This is a genomic window from Empedobacter sp. UBA5987 (genome assembly GCF_002429865.1).
Lineage (GTDB): Bacteria > Bacteroidota > Bacteroidia > Flavobacteriales > Weeksellaceae > Empedobacter > Empedobacter falsenii_B.
In genome coordinates, this window is record NZ_DJBB01000039.1 from 13,259 (window position 1) to 35,390 (window position 22,132).

A 22,132-nucleotide genomic window follows, 5' to 3' on the forward strand; every position below is an offset into this window, starting at 1 on the left:
TAAATGAACAATGAATTAATAACCAATTTTATTGAAGAATATAAGTCAATAGAAAAACAATGGAGTGAAAAAGAAACAAAAGGTGACGACTTCAATGCATTTGATTTTATGCATTCTGTTTTTGGAATTACAGAAACAAAACACTCTAAAATTGTTGCATATTTCTTAAATCCTTCTGCAAATCACGGTTTAGGAACTTTATTTTTAAATTCATTTCTAAAGAAAATAGAAATTGATTTTGACGAAAATATAAAGTACAATTGGGAAATTACCTCAGAAGATAAGAATGCTGACATTGTGATCAAAGCAACAATTCCACAAAGAATTTCTGTAGTGATTGAGAATAAATCCAATGAAGCGAAAGATCAGGCAAATCAGTTATATCGCTATTGGTATGATCATATTTACACATTTCATGGTAATGATTTAAATAAAGCTGAAAATAAGCATATATCACATTTGGTTTATCTCAGCGGATTTAGCGAAAAAACTTACACAGAATTATCATTAGAAAAACCCGAAAATATTAGTTTAGATTATCAAAAGTTGGATGAATCAAAAGAGTTTATAACAAATTGGTCATTTGTTACTGAATTAAGAGATTGGTTAACAGAATGTACTGATAAACTTGAAGAGAATAGTTGGTTTAAATTCTTTTTAAAGAATTACATCCAATTTTGGGAAATACAATCACTAAAAAATAAATTTTATATGGAAAACTTAAATAATTACTTTAAAGAAAATAATAACAAAGAAGATTGGAAAACGTTGAATAAAACTCTTGCTGACATTAATGATTTAAAAGGAGAATGGTTAAACTTATTCTCAGATAAATTATGTCAAATAAATTATTATTCAAGTAAATTTAATTTTAGTAGAGATTATTATGATGCTAAATACCATAATGACTTTAGATGGACTTTAGGAGAAAGGGGGCAAATCTGTTTTATTTACGAGCCCTTAGAAGGATTACGAATATGGAAAAAGAATTTTTACACCCATAAAAATAATTATAAAAATGAGTTTGAGCATATTTTTTCTAACGATTTTGAATATTTGGATAATGACAGCAATTATGCTATGGTTTTAAAAGATAACATCAAGTTTGAAACTGAAGAAGAAGCGGCTTGGGAAATTGCGAATAATTCGGAGATTCTGATGAATAAACTATCGGCTATTTTAGAAAAATATACCTATAACAATGATGTGATTGAATTGTTTCAAAAAATTAGTAATGAAGTAAAATAATTAGCCGTGGTTTTTAGACGTTGAAAAAACTTGCTTGTAATTTATTTTTTTAAAACTATGGAAACAAAGAAAATCAAATATTTAGAATTTATTCGAGCAAAACTTCAAGTTGATAAAAAACATGCGATTTATTGTAAGAATTATGCAAAAGCAAGGGATTGTCATATCAGGCTTAAAAACATAAATAATACAATCAATCAAGAACAAAACAAGCTTTGGAATTATACTTTATCGGTAAAAGTAAACACATATAGTATTGATTATCTAATTGAAATTTACAAATACTTTGATCAGTTTAATTATAAATCGTTGTTATACGGTAAAATATTAGCTCAATTATCAATTGTTAATAAAGAAATAGATGATCTTTTTTTACAAGATAATCTCGAAAAATCAACGATTAAAATTAATGAACTTCAACAATTAAGAAAATTTATATCAGAAAAAGAGCTTCATTAGTAGCTCTTTTTTGATTAAAAATGGTCTTTTAATTAATCTTTTAAAAAGTATGGATACTATTAAGATAAGACATTTGGAGCTTTTGAAAACAGAATTACAGTCTGAAAAAAAATACGCTTTACAAATAAGATGTTACTCGAGAGCGAGAAATTTGCACATACAAATTCGGAAAGTAGAACGTATTATTTATTATGAACAAATTAAACTTTGGAATTATGTGTTAAACGAATCTATTACTGTAAATAATTTTCAGTTATTCGAGGATATTTATAGGTATTTTGATCAAAAGAATTATCAATCAAGAATGATAGATAAAATTGAAAATCAAAAAGAATATAATCAAGAAGAATTAACCCGATTAATTAAGTTGCAACAATATGAATTAGCTTATAAAGAACGGCATAAAAAAAACATTTAATGGAATTGGTAAATAAAAGATATGCTGAAAATGAAGAACAATGTATTGGTAAAGTTATATCTTGACGATTTGCGTCCAACTCCAAACGGATATTTGCGAGTTTACTCTTTTAAGGAGTTCGTAAAGTATATTCTGAATAACGGAATTCCTGACTTTATATCTTTTGATCACGATTTAGGAATCGAAGAAACGGGTTATGATTGTGCGAAATTTTTGGTCGAATATTGTTTAGATCATAATCTTACAATCCCAAATTTTACTGTACATAGTCAAAATCCTGTAGGAAAAGAGAATATTGAAAAACTACTTTATAATTTTCGAAAACTAAACAAATAATATATTAATAAAAATAAAAAATGATGAACGAAGAACTTGAAAAAAACGTATTAGAAAACGGTTTAAAAAAATCCTTTATTGGGACAATAGAACAAATAATTGATGAAATGAATTCATTTTTCATTGATGCTCAACTTGAGAATAAATTCAAAAACCTAATTATTTTAAATATAAAAAATGACCCATCTAGGGAAGTAACAATGGATGAAATTGGTTTGATTCATGATGCAATTCAGAAAGGAATTGGTAATCAAGCTTCAATGGTTATGAATATTGAAGAAAAGCCTCTTGCCGAAATTGGTACTTACGAAATAGAAATTCGATATTTATTAGAGAAATAATTCTTCAAAAAGTGATTAATGTAAAGCTGATAATTTATTATCAGCTTTACTATTTTTTAATGGCAATATCCAAAAAACTGTGTAAACATAAATTAAGGTGGGTTTAGTAACTCACCTTATTTATTTTATTAAATTTATAAAACACAGTTTATTATGAAAAAATCTGTAGCCCAATTCATCCAAGATCAAGGTCATTTAGAAGGGATCAAAACCCAAGAAGATCTAAGTAAATTATTAAAAGAATTGCATTCTGATTTATTAGAAGCCATGCTACAAGGCGAACTTGAAGCCCATTTAGGTTACTCAAAAAATGAGAAAAGTGACAATTCCAATGCACGTAATGGCACAACTTCAAAACGTTTAAAAAGCGAATATGGGGAATCTACAATAGAGGTTCCTCGAGATCGAGAAGGAAGTTTTGATCCAATTATTGTCCCAAAACATCAATCCAAATCAGTTTCTGTTGAAAATATGGTTATTTCGTTATACGCTAAAGGTCTAAGTGTTTCGGATATTGAGCAGGAACTTTACGAATTATACGGCTATAAACTCTCTACATCAGCAATATCCATCATTACTGATAAAGTAAATAGTCAAGTTTTGGATTGGCAAAATCGTCCTCTAGAATCTATTTATTGCATTGTTTGGATGGATGGCATTGTGTTTAAAGTTCGTCAAGGCGGAAAAGTAATCAATAAAACGATTTATCTAGCTGTTGGTTTAAACCGTGAAGGTCACAAAGAAATCCTTGGAATGTGGCTTGGAGAGAACGAATCTGCTGCTTTTTGGCAAGGTGTGATGACGGATTTAAAAGCGCGTGGCGTAGAAGATATTTTGGTTACAGTAACTGATAATTTAAACGGATTTACACAATCTATAACCAATATTTTCCCTCAAGCGAACACACAAATTTGCGTGGTTCACCAGATTAGAAACTCTGCTCGATACGTAGTCTGGAAGGATAAAAAAGAATTTACCTCAGACATGAAACTCATTTACAATGCGCCAAACAGAGAGATGGCTGCTTTAGAATTAGATCGTTTTGCAGAAAAATGGATTCAAAAATATCCCTACGCAATGCAATCTTGGAGAAATAATTGGGACGAATTAACTGTATTTTTTGACTTTCCTATTGAAATCAGAAAAATTATTTACACCACCAACCTTATCGAAAATTTGAATGGAAAAGTCCGAAAATATACCAAAAATAAACTAGTATTCCCAACAGATGACGCGCTCAAAAAGTCAGTTTATCTATCGTTAATGCAAATCTCAAAAAAATGGACACAACCAATTCATAATTGGGGAATAATTTTAAATCAATTTTTAACTATATTTGAAAAAAGGGTTCAACTATAAAAAAGTCAAACCCAACTGAAATATATTTACACAAAATTTTGGACAGTGTCTTTTTAATTTATAGAGTTAGAATCTCTCTTTGATAAAAACAATTTCGATATGTTTTTCACAATCTCCTCTTGCCAAGTTTTAATATCCGTTGATGTAGCAATTTGCATAATACTACATTCTTTATCTGACATTTCAAGTTGATTATTAGAGTTGTAGTAATTTCCGTTCTGAATGAAATGTTGATCAGAAGGATAGACAAGTGCTACTTTCTTAGCTTGATAAAATCGATGATATACATACATCTGACGAAGGTCTTCAGGCGATGGATTATAACCGTTAAGATTCTTCCATTTCGTATCTAAGACGTAATTCTCTTGAGATTCTTTACATTTTAAAATAATGTCAGGTCGCATTTTTGATGAATATCCCGAAGTTGGTTTCCAAAAACTCTTTGTTACTTGTGATGAAACAAGATGTGTTTTTAATTTTCTTTTCAACGTCACTAAAATAAACTGTTCCCATAAACTATTCATATCAAACATTAAAGCCAATATATCATTTCGACCTTTGGAAATATCAGGATGATAGTTTAACAATAATAATTTAGAAATTTCTAAAGCAGTTTTATAATGCTGATTTTTTCGGTCAAAAACTATTTTTTTGAATGTAGATTCATTTACTTTAATCTCTTTCATTTCAGGGAAGTCTAAAGTCAATGCACCAATTCTTCCTTTTAAAAGAGAGTTGGAATTTATATGAGCTAAAAGTTTTATGGTTTTAAAAAGAATTTCATGTATTGTATGTTCTTGAGAATATTGCGTATAAGACACATAAAAACGTTCTTTATGAACCAAATTATGAGCAATATGTTTTGAGAACTGTAAAGCATCTTTTAATGAAGTCTGATTTCCTTCATTTTTACGGTATCTTTTAATCAAACCTCTATGAAGTAAGTATTCTACTTTTGAAATAAACAATTCAAAATAAAGCTCTAAAATTGAATTTGATTTTAACTTCAATGAACTTGAACCCGTTGATTTAACATCAAATCCCCAAACTGTTTTGATCATTCCAATCAATAAATCACGCCATTTTTCTTCACCAGACTTATCTGCTTTTGGTAAAACTTCAATGGTCGTTTTACCTATTTGAATAATACCTACATGTTCATTGAATTGCACACCATTTCTAATCAATTTAAAGAAAGGAGTTTGGTGACCATGGTAAATTTCTAAAGCATCATGAAGTTGCTTTTCTTGCTCATTTTTTAGATTAAAGAAAAGTTTTTCATGTTCAAATACAGTGATGAGATTTTGTTTAGTCAAAATTCTATTGATTCATTAATAATTTGATTGCACTTCCAAAGTCAAAGTCTTCATCATTTAAGCCTAAGATTTTATAAGATTTTCTTTCTTCATAAGCTGAAATATCGTCCTCATATCCAAAACTTGCAAAAATTGATTTTCTTTGATTTTCTTGATTTTGATTATCAACATCAACAAATCCAGAACCTAAAACCAATCCAATTTTCCCATAATCACCAAAAAAATATTCTTGTAAAAGAGGAATAATATTTTTGTAAAAAGAATTGACAATTGTGTTTTCGTCTTTATTTAAAAAATAGGCATGTCCAATTTGGTGATCTTTATCTAGTAATTTTTCAATTCTTTTATTAATTGTTTCTAATAGGTGAGATGCTGTAAATCCAAATAAATCTTGTTGTAAACCTTCTAAGTTATATTTTGGAGGAATTTCTTCAAAAACAAAACGGCGTCTAAGAGCAGTGTCTAGTGCTTCAACACTACGATCTGCTGTGTTCATCGTTCCAATGATGTAAAGGTTAGACGGGACTCCAAATTTCTCTTTCGAATAAGGTAAAGTAACTTCAATTGCTTCGTCATTTCCTAATCGTTTATCTTCTTCAATTAATGTAATTAATTCACCAAAAATCTGTGATACATTTCCTCTGTTTATTTCGTCTATTACAATAACAAAATTTTTAATATCACTATTTATTGATTCAGATTCAAAATCTACATCATAGGAGTTTAATTTATCAACTATTGAAGGATAATAAATTCCAACTCCTTGATTTTGAAATTCTCTTATTCCATAATACAAATCCCTTAAAGTATTAATGCTTAATGTATGGTTATTTGTTCCACTTGCCTTAAGAAAACTAATAGAACTATCAGAAAATCCCAGAATTTTAAAATCATTTCCTTCTCTTTTCATGGGAAATTCAATCATTGGATTTTCTTCCCATTCATCTTTTAATAATTGAAATACCTTGTCAAAAGGTTTTGTTTGTTTTGTTCCAGATGTAGATTTTTTCCAATTATCAATAGATTTACTTACAGCTTCTTTAAAAAGTCCATTTTTAATATTATAAATAACATTATTATCCTTTGTTTCTGGCTTTATACCTTCAATAAAGTCTTCATACGTCATACTTTGATGAAAGGTTGTAAAAACAATTTGACCTTCTTCAACCAAGCTATTATACTCTTGTTTAATAATCTTTCTTTTATCTTTTTCTTCTAATGATTCATCAACTTTAAATTCAGGATTAGCTATTTCTATTGCTTTATTAATTGTATTATATGTTTTTCCTGTACCAGGAGGTCCGTATAAGATTTGGTTTAGAGGGAATTCCATCAGTTTTTTATTTATAGTTGATTGTGAATGAATAGTATTTATTATTTCTCTAACTTTATCTCCAATATTTTCCTCTAAATACAATAAAGAATCCGCAAGTTTTTTAATTAAATTTTCTTCGTCAAAAGAGAATACTTTATTAAATCTAATACTTTTTGAATTTTGCCAAGTAAACCATTCTATATTTTCGGCAAGTGAACTTATATTTTGATAAAAATTATCTTTTGATTCTTGATTACCTTCAAAATGAATTTCAGTATATATTTTGTTTCTTCTTGATATTATTTCATAATGTGCAATAGTATCACCAATCATATTTTGATTATCAGATATCCAAACCCATCTAGAATTATCCTTTACTTCAGTAATTTTAAAATCTTTAAGAATATTATTTTCACCTAATAAATAAACTCTTAAATTATTAATAATTTCATTAAATTTTAAATAATCTTCAATAATAACATTATTTAGATATTCATTTAACAAAGAATCATTCATAGCAATATTAAATAGCTCATCAATATGATATCTTCTATATTGAGATTTAGATTGTAATGGTAAATAGTCTAAACAACTTTTTACAAAAAGTGGTTGTATTAATTCAATATTATCATGTACTGTCTGATAATTAAAATATACTAATGAAGCATTATTCTGTTTTTCAAAAATTTCTTTATTAAAAATATTCAGATGACTAATTTGGTGTAAATCATCGTCATTAATCATTACCGCTAAAATCTCATTATTAATCATTAATACGAGACGACTATTGATATTTACTGAAAATCGTTTTTTATCATCGTTTCTAATATTTAATGCTATTCTTTCATCATCATTCGAGATATTTGTTTTTTCGATTAAATCTTTAAGTAATTCAAAAAATAATTGAATAACATCAGGGTTATCTATTAGATCAATACGTTTTTTTATTTCTAAATTCATTATCTACCTATTCTTCTTAAAATTCTCTGCTTGTTCCAATACGTTTTTATAAACATCTTCTTGAGTGATTGGCGGATAACCAAACTCATGGAGTTTGATAATAATATCCATTTTTAATTGCGCTTTGATATCATCACGGTCACTCCAATCAGGATATTTAGCTGTATTTTCTACAATTATTTTTATTTCACGAGCTAATTCCAGCATTTTGTCATTGTCGAATTCAAAACCGTATTGTTTACAAATCATATCCAAGATGTCGTAAAAGGCTTTTTCTTCATAATCAATACCTAAATCTTGGAACGAATCCATTTCAACACGAAGTTTGATGATTAAATCCAACATTTGTTCGGCAGTATCAAACTGAATCCCTTCATAATCCAAAATATCACCTTCGCTACGTTCATTATAACGGTTGATGATGGCTTGTAAACGCTCCGAAAAATCTTGACCTTTGACTTTATTTACCTTTTTAAAATCGCTAATGGTTTGCTTTAATAAACGTTCTAATATTTTAATTTTGGTGTTCGGCAGTTCCAAATTCGAGATTTTCTCAATGAATTTATCGTTGAATAAATCAATCGCATTAGCTTTATTATCATCTAGTTTAAAGATTTCTTCTACACCTTCCGAAATGATGGCTTCTTCGACTAACTTTGCTACTTTAGCATTCATTTGAGCGGTATCAGGTGCTTCTCCTTTGGTCAATTTCATCACAATTGATTTTACAGCAAAATAGAAATGAATCTCATCAACTTCTTTTGGTGTAAATAATTCAGATCCGCTAACCAAATTATAAGCTGATTTCAGTTTTTTTGTGATATTAACAAAGAACTTTTCAGATTCTTCGGTTTGTAAAACCAATTCAGATGCTTTATTCAAACAGTTTAATCGCTCTACAGGATTGCCGTGATAATACAAAGTCGTATCAAATTGATGGAAAAACTGACGCAATAAATCAACTTGATCGCGAACAATAGTTTCGGCTTGGTTCAGATCTTCAAAATCATCATCAGCCGTTTGATTATTGAACATTCCCAACGCTTTATTCAAGTTCTTTTTTATCCCAATATAATCCACAACCAAACCTCTGTCTTTTCCTTCGTATTTGCGATTGACACGAGAGATTGTTTGGATTAAATTATGCGTTTGTAAAGGTTTGTCAATGTAGATGGTGTCTAAAAATGGAACATCAAATCCTGTTAACCACATATCCACCACAATCGCAATCTTGAAATTGGATTTGATTTGTTTAAACTGTCGATCTAATTCTTTACGATCCTCTTTGCTACCTAATAAATCCCACAATTCCTTTTCATCGTCTTTGTTACGTGTCATAATCATTCTAACACGCTCTATCGGTTTGATTTCCTTTTGTTCTTTTTCGCTTAAACCTTCAGACTGTATTATTTCTCCCCATTCAGGGCGTAGACTTAATATTTCTTGATACAATTTATAAGCAATTCCTCTTGAAGCACATACAAACATTACTTTTCCTGCAACAGTAGCATTTTCTTCTAAACGATTTTCATAATGTTCGATAAAATCCTTTGCAATGGCTTTTATACGGTCGGTATCGCCTAGAACCACTTCCATATTGGCAATGGCTTTTTGGCTGGCTTCTACGTGATATTCCGACGCGCCTTCAGCTACTGCACTTTCATAATAAGATTCAATTTCTTGAACTTTATTGTAATCTAAATTCACTTTTGCTGCTCGACCTTCATAGACCAAACGAACCGTAATTTCATCGTTAACCGATTCAAACATTGTGTATTGATCGACCACATCTCCAAAAACTTCTAAAGTCTTATCAATCGGTGTTCCTGTAAAACCAACATAAGTCGCATTCGGTAAAGAATCGTGTAAATATTTAGCAAAACCATAAGATTTTGTAACACCTTTATCTTCATCAATTTTAACTTTTAAATCTAAATTGACTTGCGAACGATGGGCTTCATCCGAAATACAAATAATGTTGGTACGATTGGATAGAATTTCTGCATCTTCGGCAAACTTTTGAACGGTTGTTAAATAAACTCCACCGCTTTCAATTCCGCGCAAACGATCTCTTAAATCCGCTCTTGATTCAATATTAATAATATTTTCATCGCCAATGAATTTCTTGGCATTGGTAAAATCTGTAGATAATTGATTATCCAAATCAGTTCTGTCGGAGATAATGATAATCGTAGGACTTGCAAAATCGGTCGAACGCATCAATAAACGCGACAAATACAACATGGTATAACTTTTACCACAACCTGTTGCACCAAAATATGTTCCACCTTTTCCATCACCTTCTGGTTTGCGGTGCACTACAATATTTTGATACAACTTATTTGCTGCATAATATTGCGGATAGCGTGTTAAGATTTTCAGTTCATGTTTTGAATTATCAGGAAACAAAATAAAATGATGCAGAATATCAATCAATCGATTTTGATTCAACATTCCATGCACAATAGAAGTTGTGGTTTCAATTCCTGTCAACGCTTTCTTTTCGTCTCCTGTTATTTTATTCCAACCATAGAAAAACTCGTAAGGCGAGAAGATTGTACCTGATTTATTATTTACGCCATCGCTGATTACACAAAACACATTGTATTTCATTAATTCAGGAATATCACGACGATAACGAGTCGTCAATTGTTTATAGGCATCGTGAATGGTTATTTCTTCTTCAATAGCTGTTTTAAATTCAAAAACCACAACAGGAATACCATTGATATATAAAATCAAATCAGGAATACGTAATTCTGATCCTTGTATCTCCAATTGGTTGATGATTTTGAATGTATTGTTTTCAATCGTATTGATATCAATATAGCGAATATGCAAGTCTTTTTTGCTGGGATTATTTCGTTTAAAAATTAAACCATCAGCTAAGAGTTTACATATTGATTTATTTGATTCGTATAGGGTAGAAGTGGCTTGATAAGCCAATTCATTAATTAGCGTTTCAGCTTCTACTTCTTCTAAATCAGGATAGCTGTTGAAAAGAAAAAGACGTAAATCCTCTTTCAACAGTACTTCTTGGTTTGATGTTCTTGTTAATTCTTTTCCGTTGATATAGTGATAACCTTCTGTTTCAAGAAGGTTAATAAAAGCTTGCTCTAATTGTGATTCGGTGTATTTCATGATTATTGATCCTTTAAATTAAACCAATTTCTTATAAACATTGTTTCTTCATCTATTTTGACCACAAAACGATTTTCTTCCAAATAAACTTTAGGGTAAATATTAATATATGCAGGAATCAGATTTTCATCAATATCATCTGGATAATAAACACATATCTTACCCTTTAAAGAGTGAAAATATCCAATTTCCCATGGTGTCCAAAGAGATTTTAAGCTATCTTGTGTATATACAAACATTAAAGCATTACAAGCTTTTAATCTTTCGACAATTACCTGAGCAGTATCAGCATTGGTCAAAGTTCTTTTTAAACTTTCCTTATCATTTATCCAATCTATATATACATTAAAACCTAAAGAATTAAGCATAGTCTTTACACCCAATAGTAAATCTTTGTTTGTAGAGCTATGGGATAGAAATAAATCGTATTTTTTATTTTTTTCCAATTGTGAGCTATATATATGACTTAGTAATTCTGATGGTGATTCAATTTTAGCTGGAAATAGTTTATCTCCAACTCTTGCTTTTCCTTTCCTATTTTTTCTTAATCTGACCTCTTTTTCCCCGAATTTTTGAAGAGTAATAAATACAAAATGTCTTAATTGAAAATTTCTTTCAGAAGCATTCACTTTATGTAAGAATTCTATTGTACTTCTACATCTGTACCTTGAAGCTTCTTGTAGCAATACATATCTAGAAGTAACATCATCAGGTTTATTGCGTTTAAGTCTAAAATATTCTTTGATAAAAAAGTTTGTATAACTAGGCGTAACCTCTTGTACTAATTGTAAATTACTATCTAATTTTGCTTGACGACTTAAGGTCTTCCTGTTACTTTCTTGAATTAATATTTCACGTTTAGCAGAAATTTCATCATTACTTAAATAAGTTCCTTTAAAATGTTTGAATCTAGTATTACTAAGAATTGCGTGAGATCTTTCTAAAATATAATCTGCAGGAGCAGGAAAAAAATATATTTTAGGAAACCCTTTCTTTTTTCGTCCTTCATCCATTCTTTTATATTCAATATACTTAGATTCTAAATCATCCCATAAAAATCTATAAAGTGTTTTAAACTCATTAACGAACATCTTATTTGTAAAACCTTTTGGCATAAGAGATGCTACTTGAAAAAGTGGCTTTTTTAAGCTCTTACTTAGCTTTATCATTGAACCTACATATTTTCGTTTTGTTCGTCCCAAACAAAATTTATTTAGATTTTAACCAATCCTTTAATGGAAAAAGTCTACTACTTCCATTTTTATCAGCAGGATATAGTACATAGTAACCTCTTTGAATATAAGCACCTCCAACATATTTTGTTGTACCATCTTGATATTCAATTCGTGGATAGATTGCTAAATATTCCGAACCACTAAAATTCTGATTGCTTTTATTTATAGGAAATAAAGCAATATTTTCAATGTATTTGGCAGCATCACCTAATCCGAGTTCCCAATTACACCATTTTGAATTTATAGCGCCTGGTGTAGCTAATAAAATAAACTTATCAGAAACATTAATTTTATTTTTAAGTTTATGAGCAGTTTCTGCATTAGTATATGCTGGCATTGAAGCATCCATCCAAACAACATATACATCAACTCCTTCTTCTTTTAAAAAAGCAATAACATCTTGTAAAATAGAATGCTCATCATGTTTATGCGATAAAAAAATCATTGGGCGTGCCTTATCTCTTGAATAACTTTCATTTAGTGAAACAATATTATCAGCAGAAAATGTTTTAGTTCTACTTCTATAATTAGCTAATTGTGATTCTGATATGTAACTCATATTATTTTACAGTTTTAGTTATATTATAATTCTCTTTATTATCACGTATTTCAATAGCTTTATTCAAATAGTAATTAGGTGTAGATTTAAAATCTTCCCATTTTACAGATTGAATATAACAACTATCTCCATAATAAACCGTTGATCCATTTGTACAAATTTCAGTAGTGGGTGATTTAATATTAAACATATTATCTTTCAAAATCTGAAACAGAAAAGGTGTATTTAGATTTCTACAGTTACAAACAGAATCTTGTGTAATATAATACCCATAGCTTCCCCATTCATCAGGTAAAACAACCGCTATAATACCATTTGATAAGCTTGTTCTACCATTTCTTGTGTATTCTTTCAATGAATAAGAAATTTCCCATGGTATCCATTGATCTTTCTCAGCGTCATAGGTTTTCATTCCTTTCGAAACTAAAACAATTGTTATCGAACTATCATAAATTTTATCTCGTAATTTAGAAGCTATAGTTTCATCGCTAAAACCAGCTAGGCTTTCTCCGTCGTCTTCACCTTTATAGATATGATCCTCATTATCTAATATTTTAGCTAATTCATCAACATAATGACGTGCTTTAGTTTGAACTTTTTGTCTTCCAAACCAATTTTCTTCATATACATTTAAATCTTGAACTTGAGTATCTCCATATTTATACGATACAAATACTTTTCTTCCCATTATTTAGCTATTTTTTGAACAATTGAAACAATCTGTTTAACACTTTTATTTAAATCATCTTTATCTAAAGTCAATTGAGATAAATCTGTGAACAGCTCTTCCGTCAAATGATATTTAGAATAATCCAGTGATATTATATCAAAAATTTCTTTTGCCATATAGCCTGTATAAGAAATCGGTATTGGAACAAGTCCATGCTCTAAAGCTATTTGAAACTCTCTTTTTACTCCACCTGCATTAACAATATTTCCACTAACATCTTTATTACCAAAGAGAATGATTGAGATACCTGCACGAGAAATCATATTCTGTCTGTATTCTTCCCATAGTGTACCTAAATCTTTTTCACCAGATGGAAACTGAGGAAATGGTTTTAATATTAATTGATTTTCTGAATATTTCTTAGGTTCTGAATAAACAGCATCTAAAGCTCCGTTTATCACAGCACTCCCAACACCCAAACCAAAACCATTAACAACATTGAAGTTTTTCTTGATTAACTCTTTTGATAAAAGATGAATGAAATTTTGAGCTTCTAAAGGAACGAAATCACCATATTCAACTGCGCTTCCAGAAATAAAAACTGAATGTGAATTATACCTTTTTTCTATTTCTTTCAATAACAAGGTTAGATCTCCATAATTCTCTATAAGTATTGTTTGAACTCTATATCTTTCTAATTCTTTAATGAATAATTCTTGCTTAATTTTTTCATATTCAAATTTAGCTTGGTCATTCCCCCAGTCTGATAGAGATGTCCTTTTCATTATACAATAATGATCTTTACTTTTATCACTATAACGATGTGTTAATCTCCCGAATATGTAATTGACATTAGGATCAGTAAAGCTGAAACCAACGAAAAGAAAGGATTTTGAAATCAATTCGGAATTAAGAATTGAAAGAAAAGGTTCATGAGTATAATAATATCTTTCGTAATCCTCTTTTAATAAAACTGCATCATTAGCTTGATCTTTATCACCATGCATTTTATAAAGAATGTTTGATCTATTTCCTCTATTTATAAATAAATCATCAATATTTCTCTTTACATCTATTTTTTTCCCAATTTTAGTATGAGCATCTTCAATTAAATCATCATAGTTAGTAGTCCAAATAGTATTAAATGGAAGTCTAGCAATAATTCTATGATTTTCAGTTTCAACATCTTTATCAGTAAATTCATCAACAATTTTCTCATTGATTTTATTTCTGTTGTTATTTTTGTTTTTATGGAATTGCGCTAAAGAAATCAAATCGTTCTCCTCCGATATTCTTAATCCTAATTCCTCAGCTAAATCACTTAACAGCCCTTTCCAATCCACAAATCCTGCTGCTTTAGACATACCAGCACCTAAAAATATAGTTGCAGTACCTTGTCTTAATTTAGCAACATAATCGTTTACAAAAGCATTAAGTTTTCGTTCTTCAAAATTCATAATTTATAGTGTTTTTTTAGTTATTAGTAGTTTAGTTTTTACCCCTCCAACGTTGCCAAACGTGACAACAACAAACTTTGGAGTTGAGTAAGTTTTTGGTTTTGATGGTTTGTTGATATTTTGTAATCTTCAATTAGATTCAATTCGCCTTCAAAATGTTTTAGTATTTCTTTATTTGGTATTAAAATTTGCATGCTATTCAAGTATTCTGTCGTCATACTTGGAACAGCAGAACCTACATTCAAAGAATTAAAATCCAATTTAGAAAGTACTTTAAAAACATAAATCAAAACGTTTTCAATTTTGGGTATTGAATAGAACATCGTATCAACAGACCAAAATGGAGTTTTAACATATAAGATATTATTTAAAGAACCTTTTCTTGGAATTAAAACTGAAGGCTTGTCATATAAAACACTATCAACATAACTCATTATACCTCCAGAACCATAAAGAGGTATATTTCCAACATTTAAGTGCTTATAATCTTTACCATACTTTACAGTAATTAAATCTGAAAGAAATCCAATCTCCCAACCCTCAGGGATTTCCTTTTCTAATTCTTGGTTGTACACCATTGCACCGCCAGAAGATTTATAAGGTTGTCCTTCTTCGTTCGGGAACTCAAAATCGACAAACCATTGTTTGTATAAGGTTTGAGCGGTGGCTTCCAACTTCTCACAGATTCGTTCGTTGACTTTTATTTTGTTTGCTACCGCTTGGTATTGGGCTACAATTTCGCGTTGTTTTTCGATGGATGGAATGGGTAATTCTACATCATTCATCTCATCCATATCAAAGAATTCATGGGCACTACCATGAGATTTAAATCGTGCATATCGGTCAAATTCTGGGCGTTTAAACCACATCAATAAATAATCTGGATTTAAAACATTTTCATCTTTAACCTCAAAAATTCGATATGAAGGAGATACAATACAACTTTCTCCTTTTCTTAATGCAATTGATATTTTATCTCCATTACGAGTAGTAGCTCTGTTAAAGACAAATTGGTTATGATGAGCCACGCGATATTTTGACAAATCTACTCCTATTGTGTTTGTCTTAGCTTTCTGAAAATATTTATTGTTACTTACTCCTTGTAATAAATCGTATTTATTTCCCTCATTGAATTCAACCTTTTCAATGATATAATCACCAAGTCGTTTATAATTCATAACCTAATGATTTAAATACGTTTACTACATCATTCTTTAAAGTTTGTTCTTGTTCAAATAAAGATGATAGTTCTGTTTTAATTTCATTCATTTTTTCATCAAAATTGAAATTCTCTTCAATGTTTTTGAAGTCAATGAATTTACTAGGAACTAAAGAATAATCTTTCTTACGAATTTCATCTATATGAACACTTTTACAGAACTCTTCAATATTTTGATAGGTTGATTCAAAATCCTTTTGTTGCCAATCATGATAGGTTTGTGAAATTTTAGAAATTGTAACTTCATCAAATTCGATAAATTTCTTTTCAAAAGGAACTCCCTCTCTTCTTAAATCAAAGAATAAGACTTCATTTCTTCTATCTCTATAATGTTTTGTAACATCATTTAACTCAACAGTACGTTCTAATTTGTTTCTATTGATAATCCACATAGAAACACTAATATCGGTAGAATAAAACATACTTCCTGGCAAAATCAGAATTGCTTCTACCAAGTCGTTTTCTATAATTTGTTTACGGATTTTGTATTCTTCACCACCACCCGAAAGAGCGCCATTCGCTAAGATAAAACCAGCTACACCGTTTTGGGAAAGTTTAGAAATCATGTTCAAAATCCACGCATAGTTGGCATTGGATTTTGGAGGAACTTCGTAACCTGTCCAACGTGGATCATCCGTTAATTCGTTTTCAGCGCGCCAATCTTTTAAGTTGAACGGCGGATTCGCCATGATGTAATCGGCTTTCAAATCTTTGTGCTGATCGTCACTAAATGTATCGGCCGCTTTGTTTCCTAAATTGGCAGAAATCCCACGAATGGCTAAGTTCATTTTAGCCAGTTTAAATGTGGTATTCGTTAACTCTTGTCCGTAGATGGAAATGTCTTTTTTGTTTCCTTGGTGTTTCTCAATAAACTTCAACGATTGCACAAACATACCACCCGAACCACAAGAAGGGTCATAGATTTTTCCCTTGTACGGTTCAATCATTTCAGCAATCAAGTTTACAATCGACTTCGGCGTATAGAATTCACCTTTTCCTTTTCCTTCGGCAATAGCAAATTTGCTTAAGAAATATTCGTACACACGTCCCACGATATCTTGGGCTTCATCACGAAGCGTATCGATGTTGTTGATGGTATCCAATAAAGCCGAAAACTTAGATTGATCCAATCCCAATCTTGAGAAATAATTATCTGGCAACGCACCTTCCAATGATTTGTTGGTACGTTCTATGGTTTTAAGTGCAGTATCAACTTTTAAGGTAATGTCTTCTTGTTTGGCATTTTCGATGATGTACGTCCAACGTGATTCTTCTGGAAGATAGAATACGTTTTCAGCCTGATAAAATTCGGGTATTTCTAAGAAGGCTTCTTTACCTTCTGCAATCAATTCTTCTCTGCGTTTGATGAATTTATCACTTGCAAATTTCAAGAAGATTAAACTCAATACCACGTGTTTATATTCTGACGGTTCTATCGAACCACGTAATTTATTTGCTGCATCCCAAAGGATTTCTTCTGTACTTTTGGTTTGTACTTTTTTAGCCATAATTGTTTATCAATTCTTTGTTGTAAATATACAAATACAATAACTGCAAATAAAGTCTTATTAAGGGATAAAACTTTACGTAAAACCATATTTGTACTTTTTTTTCAAATATAATGAAGTATAGCGACAAAATAAGACGCTATGATAATAAACAACGAATAAAAAGGTAGAATAGGATAGAAGCTTTTGAAATAAAAAAGTATATTTATCAAAACTTAAATTGATGTGTCAAGTTTATTCTGATGTCACGTTTTGTACCTGTTCTGATTTTGAAATCGATCAAGTTCAATCATTAAAAAATTACTGGGTTTTGTATCGTTTCAATGAAGCGTTAGACCTTGTAATTGTCGGCGAAATAATGTTAGATGATATGTTGAAAAATTATAATCCAAATAATTTGGTTGAACTTGTACTAAAAAAACTAAATAACAATACGCTGTTTGATAAATCAATTGATTTTGAAGACAAAGATCGGTTACACGTTTCGATTGAATTGAATCAAGTAAACCTAAACTATGGGTTCGAATATGAAGCTAATAGTTGGTCAGAAATTGAATATGATTATTTTACTTGGGCGAATAGTTACGAAGAAAAAAATGGAGGAGAGGTAAAGCTTTACGAATTGTTATAAATTTATAAAATGAGCCGATTATTTATGCTAATCGGCTCATGTTTTTTAATAGTGTAATTTTTTTTCCTTTAGTAAAACCTTTTTCGCGAAAGAAATTGTATTTTCATTTTTAATGATTGAATAGTCAATTTCTCTTGATTCGAATTGATTAGTTAGTGCTTTTAGAAAGTGAGCTCGTGCAGCTACCCATCCAGTATTACCCACCTCTTTATTGAAGGAGTTAATTACTTCTTGATCTGAAAGTGAAATCAAGTTTTTTTCAAATTTTTCAGTTAAATTTTCCATTGTTTTGATACTTTAATTTATTAAACAGTATCAATCATTAAGAATTTAGAGAGTGACAATTTTTTGACTGAACAGCCCTCATCGCTTTACCACCGTGGTTTGTTAAACTCGGTTGGTGTACTTAATGTACTCTTGATGATTGAATCTTTTATAAAAGTATTAATTATGATTTAATATTCAAAATTAATTTAATTCCTCTTATGCCTCACCAAATCAGTTACAACTCCCAAAATAATGACAACATCTTCATCTTGTAATTGAATACAATTTTTGTATTTCGGATTAAGAGAAATCAATTGTTTGTTGATGGCATCATAACGTTTGAAAGTATATTCGGAATTGTTGACCGATACTACAATATCATCATGATGTCTGGGTTCGATATCAGATCGAATGATAAGTAAATCACCTTTCAGATATTCAGGATACATACTTTCGCCACCCACACGATTAAGATAAGTTGCTTCGGGATGATTCAGTAAAATTTCATCTAAACTAATATTATTTTGTACAAAATCAGCAGCAGGAGAGGGGAAACCTGCTGAAACATCACCAAAAAATTGAACAAATCGTTTTTCACCATCTGTTTTGATAGGGATATTGATTAACTCTTCTGAGAATTTGGGAACTTGAATAAACTGTACCATTTAATAAACATTTAAAATATCTGTAAATCTTGTTGTGTAGCAAGGCGACAAACGTTCTTGCTTCATTTTCCATTTTCTACGCACATCTTGCGAAGCTAATTTTAGCATATGATCGCCATAATTTGCATTTAATTGATCCATCACACTCATCAACGCTTTATGTTTTGGAGATTCTGTATGAAATAAATTCATCTGTGCTTGATTATCGGGAGTAATTGCCGAAACGATAACACCAGCTTTTTTATAATCAGGAACTTTGCCTTCGGCAGGAACCAATTTATCCAATAAAAATAAGGCTGTTTTTGACAAAACAATGCTCGAATTCGAATCAAAATCTAAGGTTGTACTTAAAGAATTTGAAACAAAAGATTGTTTTTCATCAAAACGATTGGTCATCACAAAAACAGTAATAATGTTGCATTTAGATTGTTCTTTTCTAAGCTTTTCGGCACAAGAAACAGCAAAAGTAGAAACACGCTCTTTCAGATTTTCATAATCATTGATTGTTTTCTCAAAACTTCGAGTAGTGGCAATTGATTTTTTGCGTTGAACTTCATCTAATTTTAAGACGCTTTCGCCTAACAATTCTTTTTTCAAACGCAATTCTACGATTGAGAAATTTCGTTTGATGTATTCATCACTCAATAATGTAAAATCATACGCGTTTTTACAACCAATAAAAGCTAAACGTTTAGCTAAACGTCGCCCAATTCCCCAGATATCCTCACATTTTAACCATTTTAAAGCTTTATCAATTTTATCTTTCGAATCAATCATATAAACACCATTATGATGTTTAGGAAATTTCTTTGCTATTCGATTCGCCACTTTAGCTAAAGCCTTTGTAGGAGCAATACCAATACAAACAGGGATTTTGGTAATGGTATATATTTTTTGTTTAATTTCTTGGGCGTAATTTACCAAATCATAGTTATCAAAGCCTTTGAAAAGAAGAAAAGATTCATCAATCGAATAAATTTCTATATCAGGACAATAGGATTTTAAAATCATCATCACGCGATTACTCATATCCGCATATAAAGCATAATTTGAAGAGAAAACATTGATTTTATTTATTCTGAAATTATTCTCGTATTCAAAAGCAGGTGCACCCATTGGAATGCCTAAATCTTTTGCTTCATTAGAACGTGCAATTACACAACCATCATTGTTAGAAAGTACCACAACTGGCTTTCCATTTAGGGTTGGATTAAAAACTCGTTCGCACGAAGCATAAAAATTATTGCAGTCAACTAAAGCATACATCATGTTACAAAGTTGAGCAAATAAAGCGCTACAAGGTGTCGCGGAAAAGTGTTAAAAAATAATAATTAGAAATTGATTCAGTAAATTTGTGCCATGGTACTGAATGATAGATTGAAAATGTTGGTTGACCAAGTTCCAAAAAATATTTGTGGCGTGTATTATTTATACAACGACAAGCAAGATATTATCTACATTGGAAAAAGTATTGATATCAGAAAAAGATTGATTCAGCATTTCAAATCACTTGATAAAAAGGAAATTAAACTTCAGCATTTTACGCATTCTATACAATTTGAAAATACAGGAAATGAATTGATTGCTTTGTTGAGAGAATCTGAATTAATCAAACAAAATCTGCCAATATTTAATCGAGCTCAACGCAAGATTAAGTTCTTTTACGCATTATATAAAGAAATAAATTCGGATGGTTATCATGCATTAATTGTGAAGAAAATTGATAACTCTGGGAACGAAATCATTTCATTTACATCACAAAATGAAGCAAAAGATTATTTATTCTATATCACTGAAAAATATAAGCTTTGTCAAAAAGTAAATGGTTTATATAAAACCAAATCAAGTTGTTTTCAATATAGTTTAGAAGAATGTAACGGAGCTTGTATTAATATCGAAGAGCCAAAGCTTTACAACAAAAGAGTTCGTCAATTTTTGAAAACAGTGCATTTACCTAAAAAGGACTTTTTATTTGAATTGGTTGGAAGAAATGAAAATGAAAAAGGTATTGTATTAATTGAAAAAGGAGTTTATAAAGGATTTGGTTATTGTGATCATTTACTTGAAAATCTTGATGAAATGAAATTATTTATTGAGCAAAAACAAGATAATAAGGATGTCCGAAAAATCTTATTTCGACATATAAAATCCGAATTATCCAAATAAACTCACTTGTCCATCTTCCCGTTGATAGCTGAAATCTGTAAATGCTACAATAGGTTTACAATTAAGCCAATTCATTAAGTTTTCATCATCATTTAAAACTACAGGCATACGATGTTTTGTATTGTGGATATAATCCATGATTCCAATAGCTTCAGTTGTAACAATCGTAAATGTATCATCTGAATACAATCCTGCTAAACACATCAAATTATTGTTGATTCCGATATCATATTTGATTTTGTCTTTGCCTTCGTGTCGCCACTCATAAAAGCCATCAACCAATATCACACAACGATTGGTGTAAGCATCTCGAAAAGATGGTTTTTCATCTATAGTTTCAATGCGTGCGTTTAAGGTGTTATTCGAATTAAAATCATTTCCAGCCCAATGCGGAATTAAACCCCATTCCAACAAATGAATATAATCTTGTTGATTGGTAATCACAGGTAATTTCGGATGATCAAAACCTTTGAAATGAGGATTTGGCGCAAATGTAACTTCAGGTTTGAATTTCAACCTTGATTTCTTTTCAATCTGTTCTTTTGTTTTGGTCACTTTTACATGAAAACACATAGCATCAACTTTGGAATAAAGATAATGATTACGACTATAAGAACAATTAAAAATTGAATTAATTGAAAAGAATTTCTAACGAGTTTGATGTAATTCGTACAATTTAATTAAATGCCCCAAAAAGTGTATAACTTTTTAGGGGCATTTTTATGGATAATAAATTGTAGAACGCATTATTTTCTTATATCAGAATACAATATTATTTTAGCGTAATTAAATATTAAGTCATCTTATCATGGATAAATTGTCATTATACGAGATTCTATCTTTCTGTAATCTCCCCCTTGTT

Annotated in this window: 21 protein-coding genes and 1 riboswitch; of the genes, 8 read left to right on the forward strand and 13 right to left on the reverse strand. The window is 30.0% G+C overall.

Annotated elements, in window-relative coordinates; all coding sequences use genetic code 11:
* Positions 1 to 3 precede the first annotated feature (3 nt).
* The 6 genes from B3J26_RS05955 to B3J26_RS05980 all read left to right on the forward strand — a co-directional run bounded on the left by B3J26_RS05955 (position 4) and on the right by B3J26_RS05980 (position 4,161).
* Positions 4 to 1,248: a PD-(D/E)XK nuclease family protein gene (locus B3J26_RS05955; RefSeq protein WP_291073758.1), complete on the forward strand. Its 1,245-nt coding sequence runs from the start codon at positions 4 to 6 to the stop codon at positions 1,246 to 1,248.
* Between the two features lie 57 nt (positions 1,249 to 1,305).
* A complete protein-coding gene (locus B3J26_RS05960) occupies positions 1,306 to 1,707 on the forward strand; it encodes a hypothetical protein (RefSeq protein WP_286495915.1) in 402 nt (133 codons plus the stop codon).
* Positions 1,708 to 1,858: 151 nt separating this feature from the next.
* Positions 1,859 to 2,125: a hypothetical protein gene (locus tag B3J26_RS05965; protein ID WP_291073760.1), complete on the forward strand. Its 267-nt coding sequence runs from the start codon at positions 1,859 to 1,861 to the stop codon at positions 2,123 to 2,125.
* Between the two features lie 30 nt (positions 2,126 to 2,155).
* Positions 2,156 to 2,461 (forward strand): cyclic-phosphate processing receiver domain-containing protein, encoded by a 306-nt coding sequence (locus B3J26_RS05970; protein ID WP_286495917.1) that lies wholly within the window; start codon positions 2,156 to 2,158, stop codon positions 2,459 to 2,461.
* 20 nt (positions 2,462 to 2,481) lie between these two features.
* Positions 2,482 to 2,802, forward strand: coding sequence for a hypothetical protein (locus B3J26_RS05975; protein ID WP_286495918.1), 321 nt, complete (start codon positions 2,482 to 2,484; stop codon positions 2,800 to 2,802).
* A 153-nt stretch (positions 2,803 to 2,955) separates the two neighbouring features.
* On the forward strand, positions 2,956 to 4,161 hold the full coding sequence (locus B3J26_RS05980; protein WP_219035089.1) for an IS256 family transposase: 1,206 nt from the start codon (positions 2,956 to 2,958) through the stop codon (positions 4,159 to 4,161).
* 53 nt (positions 4,162 to 4,214) lie between these two features.
* Here the strand turns inward: B3J26_RS05980 and B3J26_RS05985 are convergent, their stop codons facing one another.
* The 9 genes from B3J26_RS05985 to B3J26_RS06025 are packed head-to-tail and all read right to left on the reverse strand — an operon-like array spanning position 4,215 to position 17,541.
* Positions 4,215 to 5,477 carry an McrC family protein gene (locus B3J26_RS05985; protein WP_286495919.1) on the reverse strand — a complete coding sequence of 421 codons (1,263 nt, stop codon included), beginning with the start codon at positions 5,475 to 5,477 and terminating at the stop codon, positions 4,215 to 4,217.
* Between the two features lie 4 nt (positions 5,478 to 5,481).
* Positions 5,482 to 7,752 (reverse strand): McrB family protein, encoded by a 2,271-nt coding sequence (locus B3J26_RS05990; protein WP_291073763.1) that lies wholly within the window; start codon positions 7,750 to 7,752, stop codon positions 5,482 to 5,484.
* 3 nt (positions 7,753 to 7,755) lie between these two features.
* Positions 7,756 to 10,893, reverse strand: coding sequence for a type I restriction endonuclease subunit R (locus B3J26_RS05995; protein ID WP_291073765.1), 3,138 nt, complete (start codon positions 10,891 to 10,893; stop codon positions 7,756 to 7,758).
* A 2-nt stretch (positions 10,894 to 10,895) separates the two neighbouring features.
* Positions 10,896 to 12,095, reverse strand: coding sequence for a hypothetical protein (locus tag B3J26_RS06000; protein ID WP_291073767.1), 1,200 nt, complete (start codon positions 12,093 to 12,095; stop codon positions 10,896 to 10,898).
* A gap of 7 nt (positions 12,096 to 12,102) precedes the next feature.
* Positions 12,103 to 12,687, reverse strand: a complete 585-nt coding sequence (locus B3J26_RS06005; RefSeq protein WP_291073769.1) for a toll/interleukin-1 receptor domain-containing protein — start codon at positions 12,685 to 12,687, stop codon at positions 12,103 to 12,105.
* 1 nt (position 12,688) lies between these two features.
* Positions 12,689 to 13,375 carry a TIR domain-containing protein gene (locus B3J26_RS06010; RefSeq protein ID WP_291073771.1) on the reverse strand — a complete coding sequence of 229 codons (687 nt, stop codon included), beginning with the start codon at positions 13,373 to 13,375 and terminating at the stop codon, positions 12,689 to 12,691.
* Entirely contained in the window at positions 13,375 to 14,814 is a 1,440-nt protein-coding gene (locus B3J26_RS06015; RefSeq protein WP_291073773.1) for an SIR2 family protein, read from the reverse strand. Before B3J26_RS06015 ends, B3J26_RS06010 begins: the two co-directional genes overlap by 1 nt.
* A gap of 38 nt (positions 14,815 to 14,852) precedes the next feature.
* The gene (locus B3J26_RS06020) at positions 14,853 to 15,992 is read right to left on the reverse strand and encodes a restriction endonuclease subunit S (RefSeq protein ID WP_291073775.1); all 1,140 of its coding nucleotides are present in this window, start codon (positions 15,990 to 15,992) and stop codon (positions 14,853 to 14,855) included.
* Positions 15,982 to 17,541: a type I restriction-modification system subunit M gene (locus B3J26_RS06025; protein WP_291073777.1), complete on the reverse strand. Its 1,560-nt coding sequence runs from the start codon at positions 17,539 to 17,541 to the stop codon at positions 15,982 to 15,984. The genes B3J26_RS06020 and B3J26_RS06025 overlap by 11 nt, the downstream gene beginning before the upstream one ends.
* A gap of 223 nt (positions 17,542 to 17,764) precedes the next feature.
* Between B3J26_RS06025 and B3J26_RS06030 the strand changes: the two genes are divergently transcribed.
* Complete coding sequence (locus B3J26_RS06030; RefSeq protein WP_286495927.1) at positions 17,765 to 18,172, forward strand: hypothetical protein; 408 nt, start codon at positions 17,765 to 17,767, stop codon at positions 18,170 to 18,172.
* 45 nt (positions 18,173 to 18,217) lie between these two features.
* Here B3J26_RS06030 and B3J26_RS06035 read toward each other — a convergent pair whose 3' ends face one another.
* The 3 genes from B3J26_RS06035 to B3J26_RS06045 all read right to left on the reverse strand — a co-directional run bounded on the left by B3J26_RS06035 (position 18,218) and on the right by B3J26_RS06045 (position 20,373).
* The gene (locus B3J26_RS06035; protein ID WP_038330370.1) at positions 18,218 to 18,457 is read right to left on the reverse strand and encodes a hypothetical protein; all 240 of its coding nucleotides are present in this window, start codon (positions 18,455 to 18,457) and stop codon (positions 18,218 to 18,220) included.
* A gap of 49 nt (positions 18,458 to 18,506) precedes the next feature.
* Positions 18,507 to 18,601: riboswitch (SAM-I-IV-variant riboswitch) on the reverse strand.
* 44 nt (positions 18,602 to 18,645) lie between these two features.
* On the reverse strand, positions 18,646 to 19,104 hold the full coding sequence (locus B3J26_RS06040; protein ID WP_280038067.1) for a LexA family protein: 459 nt from the start codon (positions 19,102 to 19,104) through the stop codon (positions 18,646 to 18,648).
* Positions 19,105 to 20,373, reverse strand: coding sequence for a Y-family DNA polymerase (locus B3J26_RS06045; protein ID WP_349679510.1), 1,269 nt, complete (start codon positions 20,371 to 20,373; stop codon positions 19,105 to 19,107).
* Positions 20,374 to 20,463: 90 nt separating this feature from the next.
* On the opposite strand from B3J26_RS06045, the gene B3J26_RS06050 reads away from it, so the two are divergent.
* Positions 20,464 to 21,270, forward strand: coding sequence for a GIY-YIG nuclease family protein (locus tag B3J26_RS06050; protein ID WP_291073779.1), 807 nt, complete (start codon positions 20,464 to 20,466; stop codon positions 21,268 to 21,270).
* Here B3J26_RS06050 and B3J26_RS06055 read toward each other — a convergent pair.
* On the reverse strand, positions 21,259 to 21,843 hold the full coding sequence (locus B3J26_RS06055) for an SOS response-associated peptidase (RefSeq protein ID WP_291073781.1): 585 nt from the start codon (positions 21,841 to 21,843) through the stop codon (positions 21,259 to 21,261). The two genes, B3J26_RS06050 and B3J26_RS06055, sit on opposite strands and share 12 nt — an antisense overlap.
* Positions 21,844 to 22,132: the final 289 nt, after the last annotated feature.

Coding starts and splice junctions, on each gene's coding strand:
- B3J26_RS06015 (WP_291073773.1), bottom strand. CDS start 14,814: ATGAATTTTGAAGAACGAAAACTTAATGCTTTTGTAAACGATTATGTT.
- B3J26_RS05990 (WP_291073763.1), bottom strand. CDS start 7,752: ATGAATTTAGAAATAAAAAAACGTATTGATCTAATAGATAACCCTGAT.
- B3J26_RS06045 (WP_349679510.1), bottom strand. CDS start 20,373: ATGATGTATGCTTTAGTTGACTGCAATAATTTTTATGCTTCGTGCGAA.
- B3J26_RS05955 (WP_291073758.1), top strand. CDS start 4: ATGAACAATGAATTAATAACCAATTTTATTGAAGAATATAAGTCAATA.
- B3J26_RS06055 (WP_291073781.1), bottom strand. CDS start 21,843: ATGTGTTTTCATGTAAAAGTGACCAAAACAAAAGAACAGATTGAAAAG.
- B3J26_RS06025 (WP_291073777.1), bottom strand. CDS start 17,541: ATGGCTAAAAAAGTACAAACCAAAAGTACAGAAGAAATCCTTTGGGAT.
- B3J26_RS05975 (WP_286495918.1), top strand. CDS start 2,482: ATGATGAACGAAGAACTTGAAAAAAACGTATTAGAAAACGGTTTAAAA.
- B3J26_RS05980 (WP_219035089.1), top strand. CDS start 2,956: ATGAAAAAATCTGTAGCCCAATTCATCCAAGATCAAGGTCATTTAGAA.
- B3J26_RS06020 (WP_291073775.1), bottom strand. CDS start 15,992: ATGAATTATAAACGACTTGGTGATTATATCATTGAAAAGGTTGAATTC.
- B3J26_RS06035 (WP_038330370.1), bottom strand. CDS start 18,457: ATGGAAAATTTAACTGAAAAATTTGAAAAAAACTTGATTTCACTTTCA.
- B3J26_RS05995 (WP_291073765.1), bottom strand. CDS start 10,893: ATGAAATACACCGAATCACAATTAGAGCAAGCTTTTATTAACCTTCTT.
- B3J26_RS06030 (WP_286495927.1), top strand. CDS start 17,765: ATGTGTCAAGTTTATTCTGATGTCACGTTTTGTACCTGTTCTGATTTT.
- B3J26_RS05960 (WP_286495915.1), top strand. CDS start 1,306: ATGGAAACAAAGAAAATCAAATATTTAGAATTTATTCGAGCAAAACTT.
- B3J26_RS06040 (WP_280038067.1), bottom strand. CDS start 19,104: ATGGTACAGTTTATTCAAGTTCCCAAATTCTCAGAAGAGTTAATCAAT.
- B3J26_RS06010 (WP_291073771.1), bottom strand. CDS start 13,375: ATGGGAAGAAAAGTATTTGTATCGTATAAATATGGAGATACTCAAGTT.
- B3J26_RS06005 (WP_291073769.1), bottom strand. CDS start 12,687: ATGAGTTACATATCAGAATCACAATTAGCTAATTATAGAAGTAGAACT.
- B3J26_RS06050 (WP_291073779.1), top strand. CDS start 20,464: ATGGTACTGAATGATAGATTGAAAATGTTGGTTGACCAAGTTCCAAAA.
- B3J26_RS05970 (WP_286495917.1), top strand. CDS start 2,156: ATGAAGAACAATGTATTGGTAAAGTTATATCTTGACGATTTGCGTCCA.